The sequence below is a fragment of the Actinacidiphila sp. bgisy167 genome (assembly GCF_057707665.1).
On the sequence record NZ_JBYIQP010000028.1, the window covers coordinates 1 to 24,776 of the forward strand.

Consider the following 24,776-nt stretch of genomic DNA (forward strand, 5'->3'; position numbering starts at 1 on the left):
GGGGGTTTTTCCCCGTTTCGGGGGGAAACACGGCTCCCCGGTCCCCAGCCTGGTAGTCCTGGGCATAGGAACAGCGTTCCGTGGTCGACGCGGCCGCCTTGGCGCACTCTTGGCCCTGTCCATCACACCTCGCACGGCCCCCGCCGCGGCGATCCCCGCCCCGTTCGGAAGATGCGCATGAGCGACAAGACGAGCCCCTACCACGACCCCTTCGGCCACGGCGCCCTCCAGCCCGGCCCCGCCCACCGCGCCGAGGAGTGCGGCGTCGACGGCGTGGCACGCCTGGTGCGCGATCTCGCGCACGAGATGGCCACCACACCGGAGGCCGTCCTGGCCGGCATGTCGGACGACGTGCTGAAAGCCCTCTTCCTCCTGCACGTGCGGCACGAGGACGGCCGCGGCCGTCTGCCGGGCCAGACACGCCGGTCCGGGCGGGCCCCGGGGCATGGGTGACCATCTCCCCGTCCCGCCCGGAATGTACATTTGCATAGTGGACGACCGATTGGCCCTGCTCGCCGAGGTCGAGCAGGGCATCGCCGAGGGCGAGGTTCTCCGGCTCGCGCTGCAGCACGCCGTCGCCGCGCTGGACGGACTGGGCGGCACGGTCCACCTGCGCGGGCCGATGTCCGCGCTGCGCCTGGTGTCCACCGTCGGACTGCCACCGGGGTACGCGCGCCCGTGGGAGATCATCGACTACGAGAGCCCCGCTGTTCCCGCTCGCGCCGCGCGCAGCCGCGGCCGGGTGTGGGCGGCCTACGGGTCGGCCGGGACCGTCGGGCCCGGTGCGGGCACGCCGTGGCCCGGCACGGGTCTGGCGGCCATGGCCCTGACGGACGGCGTGAGCCCGGTCGGGTCGCTGACCGTCGTCACCGGCCGGGCCGGGAAGCCCACCGAGGAGCAGTGGCTGTTCCTCGAGGCGGTGACCGCCTGGGCGCAGGAACGGGTCGCCCAGGCACCTCCGCCGAGAAGACCGGCGCACGAGGAGCCCAGCGGAAGCCGGCTGCGGCAGGCGCTGAAGGCCGTCGAGGTGGGCACGTGGGACTGGAACATCCGCACCGGCGAGCTCGCCTGGGACGACGCGGCCATGGCCGTCTACGGCACCGACCCCGCGGATTTCACGCCCCGGCTCGAGACCTGGCTGAAGGTCGTCCACCCCGACGACCTGCGGTGGACCCTGTCGGCCGCCGAGAAGGCGATCCGAACCCGCGGCACGTTCGAGGCCGAGTACCGGGTACGCCGCCCGGACGGCAGCTACGGGTGGACCGAGACCCGCGCCACGGTGGTCGTGGACGAGCAGGGCGAGCCCTACCGGATGATCGGCACGGCGTGGGAGAGCAACGAGTCCCGGTCCGCGCGCGACGCGCTGAGCCGCGCCCTGCGGTACATGAGCGACGGTTTCCTCTCCGCGGACGTGGAATGGCGCATCACCTTCGTCAACCTGAAAGCCGAACAGCTGCTCGGCTCCTCAGAGGAGGAGCTGTACGGCCGGGTGCTCTGGACGCTCCCGTCGCTGCGGAAGATCCCCGGCCTGGAGTCCCGCTGCCGGAAGGCCGCGGCCGAGCCGGCTCCCACGAGTTTCGACGTCGCGATACCGGACACGGGCTCCCGCTACCAGATACGGCTGGTCCCGCTGTCGGACGGAGTGACGCTCTATTTCACCGACGTCACCGAGCGGCGCCGGCACGAGGCCGAGCGTGCCGCCGCCGAGCGCGCCGCGGGCGAACGGGCGGCGCGGATCGCCGAGCTGACCGCGGCCCTCGCCAAGGCCTCGACCTCGCGCGACGTGGTGGACGCCGTCGCCCAGGGCGTCCTTCCCCCGTTCGGCGCCACAGGCCTGCTGGTGCAGGCCCTCGAGGGCGGCAGGACGCACAACGTGGGCTCCGTCGGCTATCCGCAGGTCATCCTGGACGACCTCCAGGGCGGCCACCCGATTGCCGGGGACCCGCTGTGGGACGCCATCTCGCACGGGCCGGTCTTCATTTCCTCGGCCGAGGAGTACGCGACGCGCTACCCGACCGTGGCCGGCCGCCTGCAGCAGTCGGGGAAGGAGTCCTGGGCCTTCCTCCCGCTGACCGCCTCCGGGCTCACCTTCGGCGTGTGCGTGCTCGCCTTCGACGAGGCACGGCGCCTCACGGACGAGGAGCGCACCCTGCTGAGCGCCATCAGCGCGCTGGTGGCGCACGCGCTGGAGCGCGCCCGGCTCTACGACGCCGAGCACAGCCGCTCCCGGGAACTGCAGAGCGCCATGCTCCCCCAGGAGCTGCCCCGGCTGCCGTCGGCCACGCTCGCCGCCCGCTACCTGCCGACGGAGGAGGGCGCGGACGTCGGGGGCGACTGGTACGACGTGATCCCGCTGTCCGCCGGCCGGGTGGCCTTCGTCATCGGCGACGTGATGGGGCACGGCCTGTCCGAGGCGGTCACCATGGGACGGCTGCGCACGGCCGTCCACACCCTGGCCGGCCTGGAACTGCCTCCCGACGAGATCATGGGGCACCTCAACGACATCGTCGGCGGGCTCGGCCCGGACTTCTACGCCACGTGCCTGTACGTCCTCTACGACTCGACCACCGGAATGTGCTCGGTCACCCGCGCCGGGCACCCGCCGCCCGCGGTCGTCCGTCCCGACGGATCGGTGTCCTTCCCGAGGGCCGTGCCGAACCCGCCGCTGGGGGCGGCGGAGCAGCCGTTCGAGAGCGTCGAGCTGCACGTCCCCGAGGAGAGCCTGTTCGTGCTGTTCACGGACGGGCTGGTCGAGTCCTCCGAGCGGGAGATCGACAAGGGGCTCGACGACCTGGCGCGACTGCTGATCGGCGAGGAAACCGCCGACCTGGGCACGCTCTGCGACTCCCTCATCCGCGGGCTGCTCCCCGCCGGGGGGACGACCAGCGACGACATCGCCCTGCTCGTCGCCCGCGTCCACGCGCTCGCTCCCGAGCGGATCGCCAGCTGGCGGCTTCCCGAGGACCCGCGGGCGGCGGGAACGGCCCGCCGGCACGTACGGGAGCAGCTGTCCGCGTGGCACCTGGAGGAGCTGACACCGACCACGGAACTGCTCGCCAGTGAGCTGGTGGGCAATGTCGTGCGCCACGGGAAGGGCCCCATGACGCTGCGGCTGCTGCGGGACATGGACCTGGTCTGCGAGGTCTACGACGACAGCCTGACAATGCCACGCATCCGCCACGCGTCCGAGACCGACGAGGGCGGACGGGGACTGCAGCTCGTCGCCTCCCTGTCCCAGCGGTGGGGCACCCGCTACACCCCGAACGGCAAGTGCATCTGGACGGCGCAGCAGCTGCCGGACCGCGGCGCGGGAGCCCCGCTCGCCGAGCCGTTCGACGTCGAGGCGGTCCCGCCTCTCGGCTGACCGGCCGGCGGGCCCGGGTCGCGGCATCGGCGTCACCAAGGACACCCCCATGAGCGCCGCGGCCACCACGCCCCGGACCGGCGCCGCCACGGGCCCCGACGCCACTGCCGCCACCACCGCGGCAGGACTCCCCGACCTCGCCCCCGCGAGCGTGAGACCCGCCGCCGGCCGCACCTGCCGCCGGACCGCCCGGCACCTGGGACTGTCCAAGCACACCGTCGACGCCGGCCTGCGCCGCATCCGCGCCAAGCTCGGCATCTCCGGCACCGCCGAACTCACCCGCACGGCCGTCGCGCTCGGACCGTGACCCCCCGCGCTTCGTACGCGATCCGGATCAGGACCGGCCGAAGCCGTTGAGGAACGTGTCCACCACGAGATCCGCCGCCCGCGGGGGCGCCACCTCGGGGAAGCGGTGGGCGACGGCGTCCACCAACTGGTCGAGAACCGCCCTCGCCCACTCCTCGGGGACGCCCGGGCGCAGATGACCCTCCTCCGCGGCGCGCCGCAGGAAGGCGTCCAGTCGCGCACTCTGCTCCGCTCGCCGGCGGTCGGCGTCGGGGTCCTGCCGCATCATGCGGCGCGTGTCGACGGGCCACTCACGGCTGACGGGGACGATCCCCTCCACATAGCGGTGCAGGGCGACGGGCACGGGCGCCTCGGTGAGCCGAGCCTCGTCCAGGACCCGCTCGGCGGAGTCGAGTTTCGCGTGGAAGACGGCGCTGAGCAGGGCCTCGCGCGTGGCGAAGCGGCGGTGGACGGTCGTGCGATCCACCCCCGCCGCGCCGGCGATGGCCGACATCGAGGTGCTCGGGTCCTCGGCCAGCAGCCGGGCCCCGGTGCGCAGGACCACGGCGAGGTTGCGTGCGGCATCGGCTCTCATAATGGCGGCATCGTAGCACCACTGGGCAGTTAGACATATATCACCCCAGCAGAAGGTGCACTAGGGACTGGCAATGCCGCGGCAATGTTGCACTTATCGAACAAGTTTCCACTGTGGTCTCGCCTCCCTCCCCGGGGTCATGGGGGTTTCCCGTCGCCTGGCAGGAGGAACCCCATGGCGCATACCGGGTGATCACCAGGGGATCGCAGGGCCAGGGGCGTGCCGTCGCTCAACGGACCCCACGGCCCGGCATCGAGGAGGGCGCCCGCCTGGTCAGCGGGCCGGATGGACTGGAGAAGGGCAACTACGTCACCCCGACCGTGTTCGCGGACGTCGACAACGGCATGCGCATCGCCCAGGAGGAGATCTTCGGTCCGGTGCTGGTCGTGATCGCCTACGACGACGAGGACGACGCCGTGCGGATCGCCAACGACTCCGAGTACGGCCTGTGGAGGCGTGTGGAGCGCGGACCCCGAGCGCGCGATGGCGGTCGCCCGCCGGCCCGCGAGTACGGCAGTCGGCCTGACCGGCTACGTCGAGCACAAGACGGTCACCCGCAGGCGGTGACGTCGCACCGCCCCGGGCCCGGCGACGACCCGCGCCGGGCCTCGGGCCACCGGTCGGCCGTCGTAGGGGGCGAAAACACCGGGGTGGGACGCGGTCAAGGCGTCACGGGGGCGAGGCGTCACAGGGACGCGTACGCCGGGGCGCGACGCGGCAGTCGGTGATGTCGCGGTGGCGAGCCGTCGCGTGCGGGGCTCTCGGGTCAGGAGCCGTCGGGGTGGAGGTTCTTGACCTTGATCCAGTCGCGGCTGCGCCGCCCCGGCAGATACGTACTGGTCAACCGCTTGGCCACCACACCGTCGTACCCCTCCTGCCGGATGTAGTGCAACGCCTCGCTCGCCATCGCCGGCCAGTACGGCGGCACCACCACATGCGGCCCCGCCACCCCCAGATCATCCAGCAACGCCCGCCGCGCCGTGAACGGCGAATGCAGCACCGGCTCCCCCAAGTGCAGGATGTCGTACACCGCCAACTGCACCGGCATCGCCTCGGACGCCTCCGCCACCGCCACCGGATGCCGCAGACTCATCCGCCGCTGCAACCGCTCCACCGACACCCCGCCATGCTTCCCCAACGCCACGATCTCCCCGTCCAGCACCCCCACCAGCCCCGGCGGCAACACCCCCGGCAACCCCCGCAACTCCGGATACCCCGCCGTCACGTCCTGCCCCACCGCCGACACCAACCGCACCTGCCCGTCACCCGGCAGATACACCAGCACCCGAGCCCCGTTGAACAACGGCTCGAACCCGTACTCCGCCTCCACCTCCGGCCCCGGCAACGGCCCCGCCACCGCCAGCATCGGCGACCACGCGGGCAGAACGGCAGGAGCAGCGGAATCCGCAGGAACACCCGTACTCACATATCCCAGCATCACCCCACACCCCCCGAACAGGCCAATCCACCACCCAAGCGACAAACACCATCAGGATCGGGCAGACGCGGCGGTGAAATCGGCGGCCATACACCGCGGCTTTCGGGGTAGGCGCGGCAGCAACGGCCGGACGCACCGGTCGGCACGCACGCACCGCGGAGGTTCAGCGATGTCCTTCCAGCCTCAACCGGCTCGGCCCACGGCGTCCATGACGTTCGAGCACATGGTGGAGCGGGTGCGGTACGACGGCGTCCATCCCACCCGGGAACGGGCCGAGGAAGCCGTACGGGCGGTGCTCGGCGCCCTGGGCCGAAGGCTCATCGGCGACGAACGCGTCGCGCTGGCCGCCTGCCTGCCCGTCGAGGCGGCACTCGTGTTCACCGCCGAGATCCCCGAGCTCCGTCCCATCACCTGCGGCGCCTTCGTCGAGGACCTTGCCGCCCGAACCGGCGGCACGACCACCACGGCGCGGTGGGACTGCTGCACCGTGCTCGCCGTGGTCGCCGGGCTGGCCGGTCCGGAACTGATCACCCGGATCCTGCACCAGTTGCCGTGCGACTACGCTCCGCTCTTCGGCCGCGACGGACTCGTGGGCGCCGCCTGAACCGGCCGCGCCGGGGCGGCCACTCGTGCCGCATCCACGGGTTGGACTCGGCGTGCACGTCCTGGTCCCGCTCGCGGCCGATCTCGACCGGGTCGCGGCCTCCGGAGACGACATACGCACCAGTGTGGGGAAACGCCGTACCCGGAACCGGGTGCGGGCGCCGATGCCCGCGCGCGGATGGCGCCATGAAGGCGAGGACTGCGTGTCGCTCGGCGAGCGGTTCGCGCTCCAGGCCACGGACTACGCCTACGACGCCCACACCGACCGGCCGGCCATGCCGGAACGGTCAGGCCGCGCAGTCCCCACAGGCGCGACCCGGCGGAACCGGGTCATAGGAGCCGCATCACCCTGCGGCGCCGGCCGGGCCCGGGGGGCGGGTGCGCTGTCCCGAGGGCTCAGGACCCCCGTACGGAGGTGTGGGCGGCCGGATCCTGCTCCGGCGTCCGCCCGGCCCCGCCCGACGCCACGATCCGCGAGGCTGCCCGCGCGGTCCCGCGGCGGCGGCCGAGCAGGCGCATGCCGAGCAGGACGGCCCCGCCCGCCACCACCAGCACGGGGATCGCGACGACACCGGCACGGTGGAGCAGTTCGGAGGCCGCCGCACCGGCGAAGTAGCCGAGCAGCACATTGCCGACGCCCCAGACGAGCGACGCGGCACTGCTGTAGAGGAAGAAGCGGCGGTACGGCATCCCGGACGCCCCCGCGACGAACGGCAGGAACGTACGGACGAAACCAACGAAACGCCCGGTGAACACCGCCACCCCGCCGTGGCGCACCAGGAAGTGCTGCGCGCGTCCGATCCCGCTGTCGGGCCGTATCCGGTGCAGCCAGGTGCCCGGGTGGCGCTCGCAGGTCCGGCCCAGCGCGTAGCCGAGGCTGTCGCCGACCATGCCGCCGGTGACGACGGCGGCGGCGAGGAGCAGCGGCTGCAGGTCGCCGCGGCCGGCGATGGCCGAGGCCAGGAGGATCACGGTCTCACCGGGGAGCAGCAGGCCGACGAACGCACTGGTCTCCCCCGCCGTCACGGCGAACACGACGATGTACGTCCACCAGCCGGCCGCCTCGATCAGTCCGTCCAGTCCGTCCAGGTGCATGGCCGTCAGCCCGCCTGCCGCAGCGGCGCCGCGTCGGCCGCGCGCCGCGCCGTCCCCCGCCGGGAGGGCACGAGGCGTGCGGTGAACCAGGCGAGCACCGGCAGACCCGCGGCCAGGAGGGTGCCGGCCACCGGGTCGTCCGCGGTCGCCACCGCCACACCCACCGAGGAGAGCGCGACCGCCGCGACGGCGATCCGCGCCCACACGGCCGGGACGGTGGCGATCGCCGCCAGCGCGATCAGCAGGTACCAGCCCGCACCCGCGCCGGGCAGCCCGAAGTAGTCCGCCAGGTAGTCACGGGCGGGGGACGTTCCGCGCAACGGCACTCGTCCCATCGACGCGCACAGGGCGAGCCCGGCCGCACTGGACAGCAGCAGGGCCACCGCGACGCGGACGTAGACCGCGGGGTGCCGGTGAGCCAGCCAGAGCAGGGTCACCGCCATCAGCGGCCATGGCACCACGGCATGGACCCGATCGAGCGTATGCGCCGCGTCCTGCCCCAGCGCCGTCCAGCCATCTCCCGGGGATGGGGGTGGGTTCACGGCGGCCTCCTGATCAGCCGGGTCCGCGTCGCCCCTGCGGCGCGTCGCCATCGTCTTCCGGAGAGCAAAACGGACCTGAATCTCCGCTTATTTCCCCGGTGACGCACCTCACAGCGGCACCTCACAGTCCCGCCGCAGGGGCTGTCCGGTCAGTCGGCGGCGGGGCCCGCGCGGCCGGGCGCTCGCAGTCCCTTGGCCTCGGCGTTCCCCAGCAGGGCGCGCTGCGTCTGCAGTGGCGTCGGCGGGGCCGGCAGGGCACCTGTGTGCACCGGCCTGCAGGCCTCCAGCAGGAACGCCACCAGGCGCCGCCACGCGTGCGGGGCGGCGCCCCGGGTCACCTCGATCACGCCCGCATTGGCCATGAGGAACAGCAGGACGTCCTCCGGGACGACGTCTACGCGCAGCGCTCCCGCTTCCTGCCCCCGGCGCACGAGCCGGGCCAGGGCGCGGTTCTGGCGGTCGCAGAAGGCAGCGCCCATCGTCGACGTCGGGAGCCTGAGGACGAGCAGGTCGCTGAGGCCGCGGTCGGCCGCCATGGCCGCGCACAGCCGCTCGACGAAAGTGCTGAAGCCGGTCCACGGGTCCTCGCAGAGCAGCGCCTCCTCGGCGATGGCCTCCACCTGCGCCAGCTCCTCCGCGAAGGCGGCCTCGACCAGCTCCTCGCGCGAGGCGAAGCGCCGGTAGAGCGTTCCCGCGCCGACGCCGGCGCGCTCGGCGACCTCGTCCAACGGCGCGTCCAGGCCCCGCTCCTCGAAGATGGCGCGCGCGGCCGCCACGATCCGCTGCCGGTTGCGCAGGGCATCCGCACGCAGTCCCCGTTCGGCGGATCGGCGGCTCTCGGTCGCTGCCATGAGGCCACCCTACCGAGCGGAGAGTCTTCTCCGGATGCGCCGCGGTCCGCGGAGCACCATGCGCGCTCCGCCGACTCCGACCGCCGGAGGCCGTCCGCCGGGCTGTCAGCGGGCGGCGAAGACCATGCGTCCCAGTGCGCGCGCTCCCGCGGAGGCGTTGAACGCCGCGCTCAACCCGACGGACGCGAACAGCGGAAGGTCGGAACGGCTGTCACCGACGGCTCCGCACGAGCCGGGGCCCAAGCCCGGCCGGCGGGCTTGGGAATCCGACGAGTACACCGCGCGGGGGATGCACGGCCTTCCGGCGACTCCGGGCACCAGGCGAGCGCGGCGGCGGGGACGGCGAAACGAGGACGATGCCGCCGAGCCGCCGAGCGGGACGGCACGCTCCAGGGGACCGGAAGCGCACGCGCCCTGGCAGCACGCTCCCGACGGCCGCGGGACGGCCGTCCGCGGGTGGACCGCCCCCCGCGCAATGATCGGGCGGCCGCAGGGGCCGCGGCGGGCCTGGCCGGCGGCCGGCCGTCCCCGCGTGCGGTCATCCGCATGCGCACACCGCGGGACACCGCCCGAGGCCGCCGAAGCTCGGCGGCCGACCTGCGACGACGAGGCCGGGCACACGGAGCGACGGCAGGACCTCGAGGCGGACGCCCCCGGAGTACGGACGGTCGGCGGGGGGTGTTCAGCCGGGTGGGGGGTTCCCCCGGCACGGGCCAGGGAGGAATCGTGTCTCTTGAGGAGAAGTCGACGCGGTCGCCGGCACCGCGCCACACGCAGTGGACAAGTGAATGAACGGCTGGAGAGCCCCCGGGTACACCGAGGCCGGGAACAGGGCTCGGGCAGCGGCGGGTGCTGGTGCACGCGTTGCATGACGCCACGTCAACTCCCGTCGCGGCAGTACCTTCAGCGACCGACCGGGAGTTCCCACGGGAGTTCCGTGCCGAGGCACAGCTGCTGGGAGGTCTCACAACACCGTATGTCGTCAGTCCGTACGAGTACGTGGAGGGTTCGCGGGGCGACGCCATCGTCATGGAGCTGGTGGACGGCGTAGCCCTGCGGGCAGTGCTCCGCCAGGAAGGAGCCACTGACCCGAGGCGGCACTCGCGGTGCCGCAGGGGCCGTCGCTCGGTCTCGCCGCCGCTCACCGCACCGGTGGTGCACCGCGACTACGAACCGGAGAACGTCCTGGTCGCGCTTGCAGAACGTCGAAGCCGGTCACTTCGGCGTCGCCGTGCGGAGCGGAACCGTCGAAGCGGTGGCTGGGACCGCCGCACACGGCCCCCGAGCAGTAATACGGGCGCCCCACCGGCCGCGGACGCGTACGCGGCGTCGGCGACGTTCCGCACACCTGCGCGGGATGGCGAAGACCCTGGTGCGCGGCGCCTGGGCGGACGCCGAGGCCCTCGTCGCGGGACTGGAGGTGATCGCGGGAGTGGTCTGCGGAAGCGACGGGAGGAGCGGGTCGGCGCGAGCTCAGCGCCGGCGGCGCTGGTGCCGCTGCTCCCTCCCCGGTTTCTCCATCGACCTCATGTGCGCGGGCGCGATGACCGCGGTCACCAGCGTCGCCGCGCCTCGGCAGGACGGGCGGCCTGGTACGGCCGGCCTCGCCGCGACGGCGGTCCGGGGCGGCGCGGGGCGCCTTTCCAGACAGGGCGCCCACCCGGACTGCTGACCCTCGCCGCAGTGGCTTCGGGGGAGCTCCCACGGCGGACTACCCCAACTGGACAGGGGAAACGACGACAGCGATCCCGCACGGCAGCGCTGCCGCGCCGGGGCCGACGGCTCCGCTGGGAAGTGGTCCCTCGCCTCCGTGAGTCCGTCGCCCCCGCAGCCGCAGAGCGCGTCCCGGTCCTCCGCCGGGGCCACCGCGGGCATCACGCCGGGCACGCCCGGTGCGACCACATCGCCGACGCCGACCATGACCGCCGGCGACGGTCGCCGCCCCCGCGACGCCGGCGCCGCCCCCTCGTCGGCCGAGTCGCCCCCGCGTCGGCGACACCCCGGTGCGCGTGAGCGAGGTCTCCGTGACCTCCTTCGCCCAGACGGGTGCATTCGGCCGCGGCGGCCACTATCGCGCTGCGTACCGGTGACACACGGCGTGACCGTCACGGCGACCTGGTACTCGAGCGACGCCGAGGGCGCGAGCGTGGCACCACGGACGGCAGGCAGACCTTCACGCACAGCGGATCGACCTCGCAGCCCTTCATGGTCGAGCACATCTTCCCGCGGGGCGGCGGCTGTTGGCACGGGGCGCTCGCGACCGCCGACCCGGCGGCGGCCGGAGACCGTCGTTCCGGCATCCTCACCCGTCAGCGCGTGGTCGCATGAACGGCTCACCCGACCTCCCCCTGAGCGACGGAGGGCACCTTCCGCCTCTGCCCCGCCAACGCGCCTCGCATCGCCCCGCGGACACGCCGCCTGACGAAGCCGCTCCGCGGGACTCCGAACCGGCGCGGGCCGCGCAGGACCCCGGGTACAACGCCACCGTCCTCGCCGAGCACTGGGCCCTGCCGTCCGCACCGCAGGAGGCGGAGCCGGAGCCCGCGGTCGGGCCTACACCCTCCCGGACCGGGCGCTATGCGCCGATGGCGCCGCTGCCGGCGTCGGTACTCGGCCTCCTCGTATGGCAGCGCCTACTCGGGGGTGCGGGACGTGACGGTGACGGCGTCCCCGACGGCGCCCCCTTGCGACACCACAGTCGACCTGGTCGCGGTGGTCACGCCCAACGACCGCCCGGGCACGATCAGTTACCGTTGACCACGCAACGACGGCGCGTCCTGCGCCATGCTGCTCGAGGAGGTCCCCCGCGGCCGCCGAGAGGCCCGGCCGCACCCGCTGTGGACCCTCCGCGGGCAGGGCACACGCCGGGCGCGGGCGGAACCGCGCATCGCCGCCCCGGGTCACCGCACCGTCACGACGACTTCACCTACCGCTGCCCCTGACCGCCGGGTCCGCCAAGGCCTGCGCGGTCTGCGGACGGGCCTCCCCGGTCATATGACGGTGCTTCAGCGAATATACGTTTTCTTTTAACTCACTTGACCGGGCCGAACACGCTCGGTAGCGCCTATCGCATCCCGGCGCCTTTCTCGCAACCCTGCGAATCGATGGTTTTTTCGGCTTTCCGGAACGGTACCCGTCGATTCGCCCGGCCTTCTCGAGCATTTGCGCAGTCCACGGCCACGAAGTGCCACTTCGATCATCTTCGAGTGGCACTCCGAACGAGGACGGCGGAGACTACGAGGAGCGACATATGGTTGTATGGCGAGAAGAAGAGCTCACGACCGCATGGCTTCCGGATTACTCGCTCCGGCCCAGCCGGAGCGCGAGGGACACCGGGTACCGGCCTTACCAGCCGCCCGTGGTCGACTTTTCCTCAAGGAGCTCACATCGTGGAAAAATCTTCAGAGGTCCTGGCGTCCGACCCCGCTTCGGATCCCGATGAATCTTCAACCACAGGGCGTCCTCACACCGCCCCGGCCGACGGCACGGAAAAGATCCTCGCCGACATCCTGGCCTGCATCATGCACAAGGACCGGGTGTCGGTCGACAGCCACTTCTTCACGGAAATGGGTGCCGACTCCCTGGTGATGGCGCATTTCTGCGCCCGAGTGAGGAAGCACCAGGATCTGCCGTCGGTGTCGATGAAGGACATCTACCGGTATCCGACGATCAGAAGCCTCGCAACGGCCCTGGCGGAATCCCCGCCGGCCGCCGGCCAGGCCGCCGTGGCCGCGTCGGCGGTCGCAGGCGTGGCGGTCCCGGAGGCCATCGAGGCAGCGGCGGCCCGGGGCACTCCGCGCTATCTCGTCTGCGGCGTGCTGCAGGCCCTGTTCTTCCTGGGCTACTCCTATCTTGCGGCGCTCGTGCTGACGAGCGGCGCGGAGTGGATCGCCGCCGGCAGCGGCGCGTACGACAGCTACCTGCGCTCCGTGGCGTTCGGCAGTGCGGCCTTCGCGGGCGTCTGCCTCCTGCCCGTCGTGGGCAAGTGGCTCCTGGTCGGACGGTGGAAGCCCCAGGAGATCCGCATCTGGAGCCTGGCGTACTTCCGGTTCTGGTGCGTGCGGACCCTCATCCGGTCGAACCCCATGGTCCTGTTCGTCGGTTCCCCGCTGTACGTGCTGTACCTGCGGGCGCTCGGCGCGCGAATAGGCCGCGGCGTGGCCGTCTTCTCCAAGCACGTCCCGGTCTGCACCGACCTGCTGACCATCGGCGACGGCACCGTGATCCGCAAGGACTCGTACTTCTCCTGCTACCGGGGCCATTCGTCCGCGATCCAGACCGGCCCGGTCACCATCGGCAAGGACGTGCTGATCGGCGAGGTCACCGTGCTCGACATCGGCACCTGCATGGGCGACGGCGCCCAGCTCGGCCACTCCTCCTCGCTCCACACCGGCCAGTCGGTCCCGGCCGGCGAGCGGTGGCACGGCTCCCCGGCCCAGCCGGGCGCCGCGGACTACCGCGTGGTGGCGCCGGTGGAGTGCGGCAGGAGCCGCCGGGTCACCTACTGCCTGACCCAGTTGCTGCTCCTGCTGGGCCTCTGGATACCGCTCGCGGTCGGCGGTGTGGCGATCCTGCTCGCGGTGGTCCCGCGGCTGTCCTCCCTGCTGGAGCCGGGCCCCGTGGCCATGACGAGCTGGAACTTCTACGTCGACGCCGCAGCCGCCTCCTTCGTCCTCTTCTGCGGGGCTGTGCTGCTGAGCCTGCTGACCGCGGTCACCGTGCCGCGGCTGCTGCACCCGCTCGTGAAGCCCGACATGGTCCACCCGCTCTACGGTTTCCGCTACGGGGTCCACCGCACCGTCGGCTTCCTCACCAACCGGAAGTTCTTCCGCGTCCTGTTCGGCGACAGTTCCGCCGTCGTGCACTACCTGCGCGCCATCGGGTACGACCTGTCGCCGGTGGAGCAGACCGGCTCGAACTTCGGCACCGAGGTGAAGCACGAGAACCCGTTCCTGAGCAAGGTCGGCACCGGCACCATGGTCGCCGACGGGCTGTCCCTCATGAATGCCGACTACTCGAGCACCTCCTTCCGCGTCACCCGGACGGCGATCGGCCCGCACAACTTCCTGGGCAACCACGTCGCCTACCCGCCGCAGGGCAGGACCGGCGAAAACTGCCTGCTCGCCACGAAGGTCATGGTCCCCGTCGAGGGTCCGATCCGGGAGAACGTCGGACTGCTGGGCTCGCCCAGCTTCGAGATTCCCCGCACAGTGGACCGCGACAGCAGGTTCGACCACCTGAAGCAGGACGGCGAGGCGTTCCGCCGGCTGCTGTCGGCCAAGAACAGGCACAACACCGGCACCGCGCTGCTGCACCTGCTGCTCCAGTGGCTGCTGCTGTTCCTGGTGCTGCTCACGGCGTCCTGCGCGGCCGACTTCTACCCCGCCTACGGTGCCGCCGCGGTGGCCCTCGCCAACGTCGTGGTCCTGGTGGTCACTGTCGCCTACATCGTGCTCGGCGAGCGCGTCGTGACCAGGTTCCAGGGTCTGCGGCCGCTGTACTGCTCGATCTACGACCCGGACTTCTGGCGGCACGAGCGCTACTGGAAGGTGACGGCCGCGACGGAGTACCTGAACCTCTTCAACGGCACCCCGTACAAGAACGTCGTCTGGCGTCTGCTCGGCGTGCGGATCGGGCGCCGGGTCTTCGACGACGGCCTGTTCCTCCCGGAGCGCTCGCTGGCCGCCATCGGCGACGACTGCACGCTCAACGCGGGCACCGTCATCCAGAGCCACTCCCAGGAGGACGGCGCCTTCAAGTCCGACCACAGCACGTTGGGTGCCGGCTGCACCCTCGGCGTCGGCGCCCTCGTCCACTACGGCGTGACCGTCGGCGACGGCGCCGTGATCGCCCCGGACTCCTTTGTGATGAAGGGCGAGGAACTGCCCGCGAACGCCCGGTGGGGCGGCAATCCCGCACGGGAGATGCCGGAGAACCCCAAGCACCCGAACAGCGGCGGCGATCGCGCCACCGCACTGATCAGCGGTGTGTAGACCCATGGAAACCGCGAGTGGAGGCAGGTCGATGGACATGGCAGCGCAGGCCGGACGGGACTTCTGGCGCGGAGTGCTCCTCGGGGGCGGTTTCACCGCGATCCCTCGCTGGACCTCCGCGGCGGTCACCGGCGCCGCCGAGCACGTGGTGGCGGTCCCCGACGGCCTCACGGCGTCCGTGCGCCGGGTGGCGGACGAGGTCGCCGTCCCGCTGGGCTCGGTCCTGCTGGCCGCGCACGCCAAGGTGCTGGCCGTGCTCTGCGGCGAGACCGACGTCGTGACCGGTTACGTCGCGGCGGGCGGAGCCGTGCTGCCGTGCCGGCTGTCGGCGGGCCCCGGCTCGTGGCGCTCCCTGCTGCAGGGCGCGCGCGATGCGGAGAAGCAGGTACTGGCCTTCCAGGACTTCCCGGTCGACGCGCTCCGCAAGGAGCTCGACCTGGCCGAGCCGCTCTTCGAGACGGTCTTCGACCTGTCCGGCGGCGGCGTCGAACTCGCCCCCGGCACCGTGCTGTGGGTCGGCGTCTCGGACCGCGACGGCCGCCTCTCGCTGCGGCTGCGCTACGCCACCGACGTCATGGACGAGGACGCCGCGGCCCGTGTCGCCGGCTACCACCTGGCCGCACTCGCCCGGATCGCCGCCGACCTGGACGCCGAGCACACCCGCGGGAGCCTGCTGTCCGCGGAGGAGAACAGGCTGCAACTGCACAAGATGGCCGGACCGCGCCGCAAGCTGCCGGACCGGCGGATGCACGAGCTCTTCGAGGAGCGGGCCAGGGCCCACCCGGAGGCGGTCGCGGCCGTCCACGGGGACCGCCGGTGGACGTACGGCGAGCTCAACGCCCGCGCCAACCGCCTGGCCCACGCACTCCTGGCGCGCGGTCTGCGGCGCGAGGACGTGGTCGCGGTGGTGACCGAGCGGAACCTGGACTGGCTGGCAGCCGTGCTGGCGGTCTTCAAGGCCGGCGGCGCCTACCTGCCGATCGAGCCGCACTTCCCGGCCGGGCGGATCAGGACCACCTTGGCCCGCGCCGAGTGCCGGCTGGTGCTGACCGAGCACGGCAGCACCGCGACGCTGGACGAGGCCCTGTCCGCGCTGCCCGACGTACACCGCCTGCCGGTCGATGACGCCTATGCCGAGGACCACCCCGGCGAGGACCCCCGCGTGCCCGTCGCGCGCGACCAGCTGGCGTACATCTACTTCACCTCCGGCTCGACCGGGGAGCCCAAGGGCGCGATGTGCGAGCACGCGGGCTTCCTCAACCACCTCTACGCCAAGATCGACGACCTCGGCATCGGCGAGGGGCAGGTGGTCGCGCAGACCGCCCCGCAGTGCTTCGACATCTCGCTGTGGCAGCTGGTCTCGGCGCTGCTCGTGGGCGGGCGCACCCTGCTGGTGGAGCAGGAGACGATCCTCGACGCCGACCGCTTCCTCGACAGGATCGCCGAGGAACGGGCGAACGTCGTGCAGCTCGTCCCCTCCTACCTGGACGTCGTCCTGTCCGCCCTGGAGCGCCAGCCGCGCGAACTGCCGGACCTGCGCTGCGTGTCGGTGACCGGCGAGGCCCTGAAGATGGACCTCGTCAAGCGCTGGTTCGCCGCCCGGCCGGGTGTGAAGCTGGTCAACGCCTACGGGCTGACCGAGACCAGCGACGACACCAACCACGCGGTGATGGAACGGGTCCCGGACACCGACTGGGTTCCGCTGGGACCGCCCGTCAACAACGTCCGCGTGTACATCGTCGACGAGCACCTGTCCCCCGTGCCGCTGGGCGCGCCCGGCCTGGTCGTCTTCTCCGGGGTCTGCGTGGGCCGCGGCTACGTCAACGACCCCGAGCGCACCCGGCAGGTGTATCTGACCGACCCCCACCACGCCGGGGAACGGCTGTACCGCGGCGGCGACTACGGCCGCTGGCACCCGGACGGCACGCTGGAGTTCCTCGGCCGCAAGGACCACCAGGTCAAGATCCGCGGCTTCCGCATCGAGATCGGCGAGATCGAGAACGCCCTGGTGCGGGCGCCGGGCGTGCACGACGGCGCGGTCGTCGTCAGCGCCGACGGCGACCAGCTGGTCGCCTTCTACTCGGGCCCGCAGCCCGTGGCGGTGGAAACGCTGCGCGAGCACCTCTCGGAGTCCCTGCCGGCCTACATGGTGCCCGCGGCCTTCCACTGGAGGGAAAGCCTGCCGCTGACCGCCAACAGCAAGATCGACCGAAAGACGCTGACGGCGCTCGCCGCGGAGCAGGGACCCGAGGAGAGCGCCGCGGAGCCGGATGGCCGGCAGACTTCCTCCACCCCCGCCGAGCGGCGCCTGGCGAAGGCGTGGTCGACGGTGCTCGGCATCCCGCAGGAGCGGATCGGGCGCCTGGACCACTTCTTCGACCGCGGCGGCACCTCCCTGTCGGCGGTACGGCTCGCGATCCTGCTGGACCGCGCGATCTCCCTCAAGGACGTCACGGCCCACCCGGTCCTCGCCGACCTCGCCGACGTGGTCGACGGCCGCACGGCGCGCCGGCTCGGACTGCTGCAGACCCTGTCGGAGCCGGACGGCGAACCGCACGCCACCCTGGTGTGCTTCCCGTACGCCGGTGGCCACGCGGTGAACTTCCGGCCGCTGGCCGCGGCGCTGCGGCCATCGGGTTGCGCGGTCCACGCCGTCGAGCTGCCCGGCCACGACCCTGCCGCCCGCGACGAGGCGTTCGTCCCGATGGAGCGGGTGGTCGACGCGGTGGTCGAGGAGATCGTCGACCGTGGGCTCTCCCGGATCCTGCTGTGGGGCCACTCCTCGGGCACCGCCCTCGCGGTGGAGACCGCCCGGCGGCTGCGGGAGCGGGGCGTGGCGGTCCAGCGTGTGTTCCTCGGCGCGCAACTGCTCGGCGACGCCGCCGCGCGGCGCGCAGCGGCCGAGGAACTGGCCGCCCGCGGGGCCGCCGAGATCGCCGCCGAACTGAGCGCAGACGGCGGCTACGGCCAGCTCGCCGAGCTGGACCGGGCGCGTGCCGAGCACGTCGCCGCCGCCTACCGCCACGACTGCGTGGCGGCCAACCGATACTTCGCCGACGCCCTGGACTCCGCACCGCCGGTGCGGCTGTCGGCGCCGGTCACCGTGGTCGTCGCCGCCGACGACCCGTACACGGCGGATCACTCCCGCCGGTACCGCGAGTGGCTGCTGCTGGCCGAGCACGTCGAGCTGTACGAGCTCCCCCGCGGCGGTCACCACTTCCCCCGCACCTGCCCGGACGAGGTGGCGCAGGCGGTCCTGCGCGCCGCCGAACTTCTGGCCTCCCCATGAACGGCAACCGAGAGGAGACGCAGTTGTCGACCTCAGCTTCCCCTCCGTCCCTGCTCGATCTCGAGCTGCGGCCCGGCTCACCCCCGATTCTGCGAACCGGGGCCGTCGCGGACCCGGCGGGCTGGGCCGACGGGCACCGCGACGCTCTGCGCGCGGTCGTCGCCGAGCACGGCTCGGTCCTGATCCGCGGCCTCGGCCTGACCGACGCGGACAAGGCGGCGGGTGTCGTACGGCGACTGGCCGGCCGACTGACCGCCGAGAAGGAGGCCTTCGCGTCCCGGCGGACCTACGCCGAGGGCCTGTACTCCTCCTCCACCTGGCCGCCCAACCAGCCGATGTGCATGCACCACGAGCTGAGCTACCGCCTCGAGTTCCCGGGCCTGATGATGTTCGCCTGCCTGACCGCGCCGGACAAGGGCGGGGCCACCGCGGTGGCCGACGCGCCGACCGTGCTCGAGGCACTGCCGCCCGAACTGGTCCAGCGTTTCGAGCGGGAGGGCTGGCTGCTCACCCGCAGCTACAACGACGAGATCGGGGCGACCGTCGCCGAGGCCTTCGGCACGGACGACCGCTCCGCCGTCGAGGACTACTGCCGCGCCAACGCCATCGCCTTCGAGTGGCAGCCGGACGGGGCCCTGCGCACCCGCCAGCGGCGCAGCGCCGTCGTCCGCCACCCGGTCACGGGTCGGCGCTGCTGGTTCAACCAGATCGCGTTCCTCAACGAATGGACGATGGACCCCGAGGTGCACGAGTACCTCGTGGACATGTACGGATCCGACGGCCTGCCGTTCAACACCTGCTTCGGCAACGGCGACCCGATCGGCGCGGACGTCGTCCAGCTGCTCAACTCCGTCTACGAGGCCAACACCGCCCGCGAGCCGTGGCAGACGGGCGACCTGATGCTCGTCGACAACATCCGCACCGCGCACAGCCGCGAGTCCTACGAGGGCTCCCGTGAGGTGCTGGTCGGCATGGCCGACGCGGTGCGCCTTGCCGACTGCTCCCCGACCGTCGAGGTGACCACCGCATGACCAGCAACCGCTCCGCCGCCCAGGGCTCCGCGCCCTCCGGGCCGCTCACCGTACCGCCGTTCGCGGTGGTGCCCGGTGTCCAGGTCCAGCGCGCGCTGCACGGGCGCGAGAAGCAGATCACGGAGCTGGTGGAGTCCACCTACCGGCTGCACTCCGCCGGCGACTCGGTGAACCCGCCGTCGTACTTCCTGCGGTTCCCCGACCGCCCGTCGGCGCGGATCATCGCCCTGCCGGCCTCCATCGGCGGCGACGTGCGCGTGGACGGCCTGAAGTGGATCTCCAGCTTCCCGGAGAACGTGGCGGCCGGGATCCCGCGGGCCTCGGCGGTGCTGATCCTCAACGACCACGACACCGGTTACCCCATCGCCTGCCTGGAGAGCTCCATCATCAGCGCCACCAGGACGGCGGCGATGGCGGCCCTGGCCGCCGACCGGCTGAGCCGTCCCGACCGCCGGCCCCGGCGCGTGGGCTTCTTCGGGACGGGCCTGATCGCCCGCTACATCCACACCTACCTGGTGGGGAACGGGTGGCACTTCGACGAGGTCGGCGTGCACGACCTGTCGGCCGAGAGCGCCAAGGGCTTCTGCGGCTACCTCGAGCAGACGGACGCCCCGGGGCGGGTCACCCTGTACGAGGACCCCGAGCAGGTCATCCGCGCGAGCGACCTGGTGGTCTTCGCGACCGTCGCGGGCGAGCCCCACGTACGGGACATGACCTGGTTCGGGCACAAGCCGCTCGTGCTGCACATGTCGCTGCGCGACCTCACGCCGGAGATCGTGCTCGGCTCGACCAACGTGGTCGACGACGTCGAGCACTGCCTGAAGGCGGACACCTCGCCGCATTTGGCGGAGCAGCTCACGGGCAACCGGGACTTCCTGACCGGCACGTTGGACGACGTGATCGCCGGACGGGTGGCGCTCCGCGAGGACCGCCCCGTGGTGTTCTCGCCCTTCGGCCTCGGGGTCCTCGACCTCGCTGTCGGCAAGTACGTCTACGACGAGGTGGCGCGCTCCGGCGAGCTGCAGGTCGTCGACGACTTCTTCCACGAACTGCGCCGGTTCGGATGAACAGCCGCGACCCCGCCCCCACGACATCGGGCCCCCGGGTCAGGGCCAGGGCCCCCGACACCGGCGCGGGCGCCACGGCGACCGACCACAAGGAGCCGCATGCGGGAGTACCTCCGGGAAAGACCAACGGTCCAGCCACGCAAGCTCATCAGTGCAGGACACAGCGGCCGCTGACGCGCTGCTCCCCCGTCTGGACGGGACAGGCGCTGCAGATGAGGAGGCCATCGTGACAGTCATATCCGTTCCCCAGGCCTTCAACGAGGAACAGCTCTTCGTCGACCTCGAGTCGATCTTCGGGCAATCACTCTTCCTCAAGTGCGAGGGCTTCAACTTCGCCGGTTCGATCAAGCTCAAAGCCGCGACCGAGATGGTGGAGACTGCCGAGCGGGAGGGGATCCTGACTCCGGACTCGATCCTGGTCGAGTCCTCGTCCGGCAATCTGGGTGTGGCACTGAGCATGATCGCCGCCAGCAAGGGCTACCGGTTCCTGTGCGTCACCGACGCACGGTGCAACCTGTCGACCAGGCTCCTGATGAAGGCCCTGGGCAGCCAGGTGCACATCATCTCCGGGCCGGACGCCCACGGCGGCTACCTCGGCGCGCGGCTGGACTTCGTCCGCGCGCTGTGCGCCTCGGACGACCGGTACGTCTGGCTCAGCCAGTACACCAACCCGGGCAACTGGAGGGCGCACTACCGGACGACCGCTCCGGAGATCGCGCGCCAGTTCCCCGAGGTCGACGTCGTGTTCGTCGGGGCCGGCACCACCGGGACCCTGATGGGCTGCGCCCGCTGGTTCCGGGAGTGGTCCCGGCCGGTCAAGGTCGTCGCGGTGGACAGCGTCGGCTCCGTGACCTTCGGCGGGGCACCCGGCCGCCGGATGATCCCCGGGCTGGGCATGAGCGTCCATCCGCCGCTGCTCGACGAGTCCTTCGTGGACGAGGTCGTGCTGGTCGAGGAGGCGGACACCATCCGCGCCTGCCACCGGCTGGCCCGCCGCGGCTTCCTGTTCGGGGGCTCGACGGGCACCGTGGTCAGCGGGGCGACCAGCTGGCTCGAGAAGAACGGCGCGCCCGGCCTCACGTCGGTGGCGATCGCGCCGGACCTCGGCGAGCGCTACCTCGACACGATCTACCAGAGCAACTGGCTGCAGGACCTGTACGGCGAGGACGTCCTCGAACCGGACGAACGCGCCGACGCCTCCTGGGCCGACCCCGCGTGGGCGGCGGCGGCCGAGGCCGCCTGGGCCGCCTCGCCCTCGGCGACCGGCACCGCCGAACCGGCGACGACGCCGTCGGTCTCCCCCGACGGCCAACTGCACTGACGGCCGGGCGGCACCGCCGCCCCCGTCGGCCCCATGCTGCTGCGGCGGTCCCCGACCGCCGCAGCAGCACGTCCGCGTCCACCTCCGCCGCCGCCTGCGCGCGGGGCATCGTGGAATCTCGGCCGCCGGTCTGCTCGCCGGTGCCAAGGACCCCCTGAACGCCGTACGGCCGCCCCGGGACAGGGGCGGCCGGAGTGACGATGCCGCCTGCCCGGGACCGGAGGATCCGGTGGGCGGCGCGGACTCAGGAGCCGGAGGGGTGCTCCGCGAACACCGCGACGGCCACCTGGTACATCTCGAAGGCGCGGGCGACTCCCGCGTAGACGGCCAGATGGATGAACAGGTCGACGACCTCTTCCTTGGTCACCCCGTTGTTGAGCGCGATGCGCAACTGGCCGCGCAGCGGCTCCTCCGCGCCCAGCGTCGCGGCGATCGCGACCGACACCAGCGACCGGTCATGCGTGGACAGCGCGGTGCGCGTCCAGGAGTCGGCGAAGGCGTGCACCGTCGCCACCTTGCGGAAGTCGGCCCCCGCCGCGGGCTCACCCGGTGCCAGCGGCAACTCGAGCCGCTGCCCCAGAAGTTCCCCGGCGGTCGCGAGCGCGGTCTCGTACTCCTCGTCGGCACTCATCCTGTACCTCTCCTCGATCGGGTTCTCCGGTGAGCCGTTCGGAAGCGGGTGCCCCGGCGTCCGGTACCGCCCGCACTCGCGATCGTTACCGCACCGAAGCCGCGCGCAACCGTCGCTCCGGACCTCGGTGACTCCCGGCCCTCCGGGTGCCGCAAGCGCCGTACCCGCAGTGCAGACACGCAGCGACGGCTCGGCTCTTGGCGCGCCACATCCCTCCCCCCTCCCCTCGCACGGATGTCCGACGGAGCGCATCCGCCACACGCCGCCTGCACCGAGGGCCTCACCCGATCGAAGGAGCCTCGGAGAACGGCTGAGGTCCGTCGGGGAACGGGTCGGTGGTCGACGGCCCCGCCCGGCATGCGTGGCGTACGTCCGTCCCACCCGCCGTGCCGCGCGCGGGCTTGTCGCCGGCGCGGTGCCCGGAGTGCGGGTCGTCGGTGCGCGGGTCGTCGGTGCGCGGGAGCGCCGGCAGGGACACGGTGCCGGGAAGGCGAACGCGGCGCAGCCGTGGACGGCCGGGGGGTACGGACTGCATGGGGTGGAATCCTCAGTCAGGACCGCCCGGTGGACAGGGCGGTACGGTGGCGGGGCAAGAGGGTCTCAGCAGCGGTCATGCGACCAGGCGTCAGCTGTACGGGTGAGGCCGGCGAAACCTGGGGCGGACGGGGTGGTGACGGTACGGCCGGCCGGCCGGGCGGGGCCGCGGCCGGGACCGCCGGGCGGGGCCGCCGCCGGGACCGCCGGCCGGCGGCTCGGTTCCGCGTGCCGGGAGCGGCTCGTCCCCTGACATGCCCAGGGCGTGGAACCGCAGCTCACCGAGGACCCTGCGGCAGAGGAACCTCCCTCGGTCGGACATGGTCGTCTCCTTCGGGGGAGAGTGGCCTCCCGCGCACGGTGCGGCACGCGCGGGACGCCTTGGAGGGGTGGGGAGGGGCACACCCGAGCCCCTCCCGACAGACGCCGCCGCTCGACATGGACGGCGCCGGTGTCACCGGTTGCGGGTGATGGTCTTGTGCTCGACGTAGCCGGTCAGGCCGACCTTGCCGTACTCACGGCCCAGACCGCTGGCCTTGAAGCCGCCGAAGGGACCGTCGAAGCTCATGGACGAGCCGTTGATGGTGACGGTGCCGGTGCGCAGGCGGCGGGCAACGGCCAGGGCGTGGTCCGGGTCGGCGCTCCAGACACCGCCGGACAGGCCGTACTCCGAGTCGTTGGCGATACGGACGGCGTCGTCCTCGTCCTCGTAGGCGATGACGACCAGGACCGGGCCGAAGATCTCCTCCTGCGCGATGCGCATGGAGTTGTCGACCTCGGCGAAGACGGTGGGGGTGACGTAGTTGCCCTTCTCCAGGCCCTCGGGGATCTGCGGGCCGCCGGTGACCAGGCGGGCGCCTTCCTCGATGCCGATGTTGATGTAGTCGATGACGCGCTGCTGCTGGTCGCGGCGGATCATCGGGCCGATGAAGGTGTCCGCGGCGGCCGGGTCGCCGACCTTGAGGGACTCGACCATCGTCTTGACGGCCTCGACGACCTCCTCGTACCGGCTGCGCGGGGCGAGGATGCGGGTCTGCAGGATGCAGGCCTCGCCGTTGTTGCCGAGCGAGCCGAAGCGCAGGCCGCCCATCGCGGCCTCCAGGTCGGCGTCCTCGAGGATGACGGCGGCGGACTTGCCGCCCAGCTCCAGGCCGACCCGCTTGAGGTGGTCACCGGCGATGGAACCGATGCGGCGGCCGGCGCCGGTGGAGCCGGTGAAGGAGATCTTGTCGATGCCGGGGTGGGAGACGAGGTACTCGCTGGTCTCACGGTCGGCGGGCAGGACGGACAGGACGCCCTCGGGCAGACCGGCCTCATGCCACAGGTCGGCGAGCAGCGCCATGCTGAGGGAGTTCTCCGGGGAGACCTTCAGCACCACGGTGTTGCCGGCCAGCAGGGCCGGGACCAACTTCGCGGTGGCGGCGGAGAACGGGGAGTTCCACGGGATGACGGCGGCGACGACGCCGATCGCCTCGCGGCGCACGATGGTGTCGAAGGCGACGGAGTCGTCGGAGGGCTCGACGATCTCCTCCCAGCCGAACTCCTCGGCCGCCTTCAGGTACGCCTTGACCTGGCGGCTCAGGAAGGGCTGGCCGACCTTGGTGAACCAGTGGGCCGAGCCGTTCTCGACGGAGATGGCGAGAGCGACCTCGTCGGCGCGGGCGGCGCGCAGCTCGTCGTAACGGCGGACGATCGCCTGGCGCTCCTCGGGGGTGGTGTGCGGCCAGGGGCCGTGGTCGAAGGCCTTGCGGGCGGCGGCGACGGCCGCGTCGACGTCGGCGGGCGCGGCCTGGGCGGCGCTGCCCAGCACGGACTGGTCGTGCGGGGAGCGGATGTCGAGCAGCATGTCGGGGTTGCTGGGGGCGAGCCAGGCTCCGCCGATGTAGAGCTTGTCGCGAACAGACATGTCTTTGCGGTTCCTTCGTGTGAAACGTGGGGGGTGAGGATGTGGAGGGGTGATATCGGGGGGCGCGCACTCCGTGAGATGCGCGCGCCGGGCGAAGTCTCACCGGCTGGAGGGGGGGTCTGCCGGTGCGACCGGGTGTCTGCGCCGCCGTCCGGGTCCGTGGTCGCAGGCGCTGAGGCGCACGCCCGGACGCACGCAGAAGTCCGTGAAGGGGGCGGGCCGTCCGCCGTG

The 24,776-nt window shown here is 72.3% G+C and carries 18 protein-coding genes and 2 pseudogenes; 11 read left to right on the forward strand and 9 right to left on the reverse strand.

Going from position 1 to position 24,776, the window contains the following annotated elements; genetic code table 11:
• Positions 1-177: 177 nt before the first annotated feature.
• From AC3ET4_RS13705 to AC3ET4_RS13715, 3 genes are read left to right on the forward strand one after another with little or no spacing between them, the layout of a single operon-like run.
• A complete protein-coding gene (locus tag AC3ET4_RS13705) occupies positions 178-453 on the forward strand; it encodes a hypothetical protein (RefSeq protein ID WP_431949013.1) in 276 nt (91 codons plus the stop codon).
• A gap of 37 nt (positions 454-490) precedes the next feature.
• Positions 491-3,364, forward strand: a complete 2,874-nt coding sequence (locus AC3ET4_RS13710; protein WP_431949014.1) for a SpoIIE family protein phosphatase — start codon at positions 491-493, stop codon at positions 3,362-3,364.
• A 49-nt stretch (positions 3,365-3,413) separates the two neighbouring features.
• Positions 3,414-3,671, forward strand: a complete 258-nt coding sequence (locus AC3ET4_RS13715; RefSeq protein ID WP_431949015.1) for a response regulator transcription factor — start codon at positions 3,414-3,416, stop codon at positions 3,669-3,671.
• Between the two features lie 27 nt (positions 3,672-3,698).
• Here the strand turns inward: AC3ET4_RS13715 and AC3ET4_RS13720 are convergent, their stop codons facing one another.
• Positions 3,699-4,244, reverse strand: a complete 546-nt coding sequence (locus AC3ET4_RS13720) for a TetR/AcrR family transcriptional regulator (protein WP_431949016.1) — start codon at positions 4,242-4,244, stop codon at positions 3,699-3,701.
• A 248-nt stretch (positions 4,245-4,492) separates the two neighbouring features.
• Here AC3ET4_RS13720 and AC3ET4_RS13725 point away from each other — a divergent pair.
• A pseudogene (locus AC3ET4_RS13725) lies at positions 4,493-4,857 on the forward strand (aldehyde dehydrogenase family protein); the annotation flags it as partial.
• A 153-nt stretch (positions 4,858-5,010) separates the two neighbouring features.
• Here AC3ET4_RS13725 and AC3ET4_RS13730 read toward each other — a convergent pair.
• Positions 5,011-5,610 carry an ATP-dependent DNA ligase gene (locus tag AC3ET4_RS13730; protein ID WP_431949017.1) on the reverse strand — a complete coding sequence of 200 codons (600 nt, stop codon included), beginning with the start codon at positions 5,608-5,610 and terminating at the stop codon, positions 5,011-5,013.
• 280 nt (positions 5,611-5,890) lie between these two features.
• On the opposite strand from AC3ET4_RS13730, the gene AC3ET4_RS13735 reads away from it, so the two are divergent.
• A complete protein-coding gene (locus AC3ET4_RS13735; protein ID WP_488175938.1) occupies positions 5,891-6,286 on the forward strand; it encodes a DUF2267 domain-containing protein in 396 nt (131 codons plus the stop codon).
• 395 nt (positions 6,287-6,681) lie between these two features.
• On the opposite strand, the gene AC3ET4_RS13740 is transcribed toward AC3ET4_RS13735, so the two are convergent.
• From AC3ET4_RS13740 to AC3ET4_RS13755, 4 genes and pseudogenes are all read right to left on the reverse strand, one after another.
• Positions 6,682-7,380, reverse strand: a complete 699-nt coding sequence (locus AC3ET4_RS13740) for a DedA family protein (RefSeq protein ID WP_431949019.1) — start codon at positions 7,378-7,380, stop codon at positions 6,682-6,684.
• A 5-nt stretch (positions 7,381-7,385) separates the two neighbouring features.
• On the reverse strand, positions 7,386-7,922 hold the full coding sequence (locus AC3ET4_RS13745) for a hypothetical protein (protein WP_431949020.1): 537 nt from the start codon (positions 7,920-7,922) through the stop codon (positions 7,386-7,388).
• Positions 7,923-8,071: 149 nt separating this feature from the next.
• Positions 8,072-8,773, reverse strand: a complete 702-nt coding sequence (locus AC3ET4_RS13750) for a TetR/AcrR family transcriptional regulator (protein ID WP_431949021.1) — start codon at positions 8,771-8,773, stop codon at positions 8,072-8,074.
• Positions 8,774-8,908: 135 nt separating this feature from the next.
• Positions 8,909-9,037: pseudogene (locus AC3ET4_RS13755) on the reverse strand (HAD family hydrolase); the annotation flags it as partial.
• Between the two features lie 1,093 nt (positions 9,038-10,130).
• Here AC3ET4_RS13755 and AC3ET4_RS13760 point away from each other — a divergent pair.
• The 6 genes from AC3ET4_RS13760 (at position 10,131) to sbnA (ending at position 21,474) form a co-directional block, all read left to right on the forward strand.
• Positions 10,131-10,445, forward strand: coding sequence for a hypothetical protein (locus AC3ET4_RS13760; RefSeq protein WP_431949022.1), 315 nt, complete (start codon positions 10,131-10,133; stop codon positions 10,443-10,445).
• Positions 10,446-12,159: 1,714 nt separating this feature from the next.
• Positions 12,160-14,766, forward strand: coding sequence for a Pls/PosA family non-ribosomal peptide synthetase (locus AC3ET4_RS13765; RefSeq protein ID WP_431949079.1), 2,607 nt, complete (start codon positions 12,160-12,162; stop codon positions 14,764-14,766).
• A gap of 31 nt (positions 14,767-14,797) precedes the next feature.
• Entirely contained in the window at positions 14,798-18,055 is a 3,258-nt protein-coding gene (locus AC3ET4_RS13770; RefSeq protein WP_431949023.1) for a non-ribosomal peptide synthetase, read from the forward strand.
• The gene (locus AC3ET4_RS13775) at positions 18,052-19,086 is read left to right on the forward strand and encodes a TauD/TfdA family dioxygenase (RefSeq protein WP_431949024.1); all 1,035 of its coding nucleotides are present in this window, start codon (positions 18,052-18,054) and stop codon (positions 19,084-19,086) included. The genes AC3ET4_RS13770 and AC3ET4_RS13775 overlap by 4 nt, the downstream gene beginning before the upstream one ends.
• The gene (gene sbnB / locus AC3ET4_RS13780) at positions 19,083-20,153 is read left to right on the forward strand and encodes a 2,3-diaminopropionate biosynthesis protein SbnB (protein ID WP_431949025.1); all 1,071 of its coding nucleotides are present in this window, start codon (positions 19,083-19,085) and stop codon (positions 20,151-20,153) included. Before AC3ET4_RS13775 ends, sbnB begins: the two co-directional genes overlap by 4 nt.
• 226 nt (positions 20,154-20,379) lie before the next feature.
• Positions 20,380-21,474 carry a 2,3-diaminopropionate biosynthesis protein SbnA gene (gene sbnA, locus AC3ET4_RS13785; protein WP_431949026.1) on the forward strand — a complete coding sequence of 365 codons (1,095 nt, stop codon included), beginning with the start codon at positions 20,380-20,382 and terminating at the stop codon, positions 21,472-21,474.
• Positions 21,475-21,718: 244 nt separating this feature from the next.
• On the opposite strand, the gene AC3ET4_RS13790 is transcribed toward sbnA, so the two are convergent.
• The 3 genes from AC3ET4_RS13790 to AC3ET4_RS13800 form a co-directional block, all read right to left on the reverse strand.
• Complete coding sequence (locus AC3ET4_RS13790) at positions 21,719-22,105, reverse strand: carboxymuconolactone decarboxylase family protein (RefSeq protein WP_319134278.1); 387 nt, start codon at positions 22,103-22,105, stop codon at positions 21,719-21,721.
• Between the two features lie 280 nt (positions 22,106-22,385).
• Positions 22,386-22,640, reverse strand: coding sequence for a hypothetical protein (locus AC3ET4_RS13795; RefSeq protein WP_431949027.1), 255 nt, complete (start codon positions 22,638-22,640; stop codon positions 22,386-22,388).
• Positions 22,641-23,093: 453 nt separating this feature from the next.
• On the reverse strand, positions 23,094-24,545 hold the full coding sequence (locus AC3ET4_RS13800) for an aldehyde dehydrogenase (RefSeq protein WP_431949028.1): 1,452 nt from the start codon (positions 24,543-24,545) through the stop codon (positions 23,094-23,096).
• Positions 24,546-24,776 lie beyond the last annotated feature (231 nt).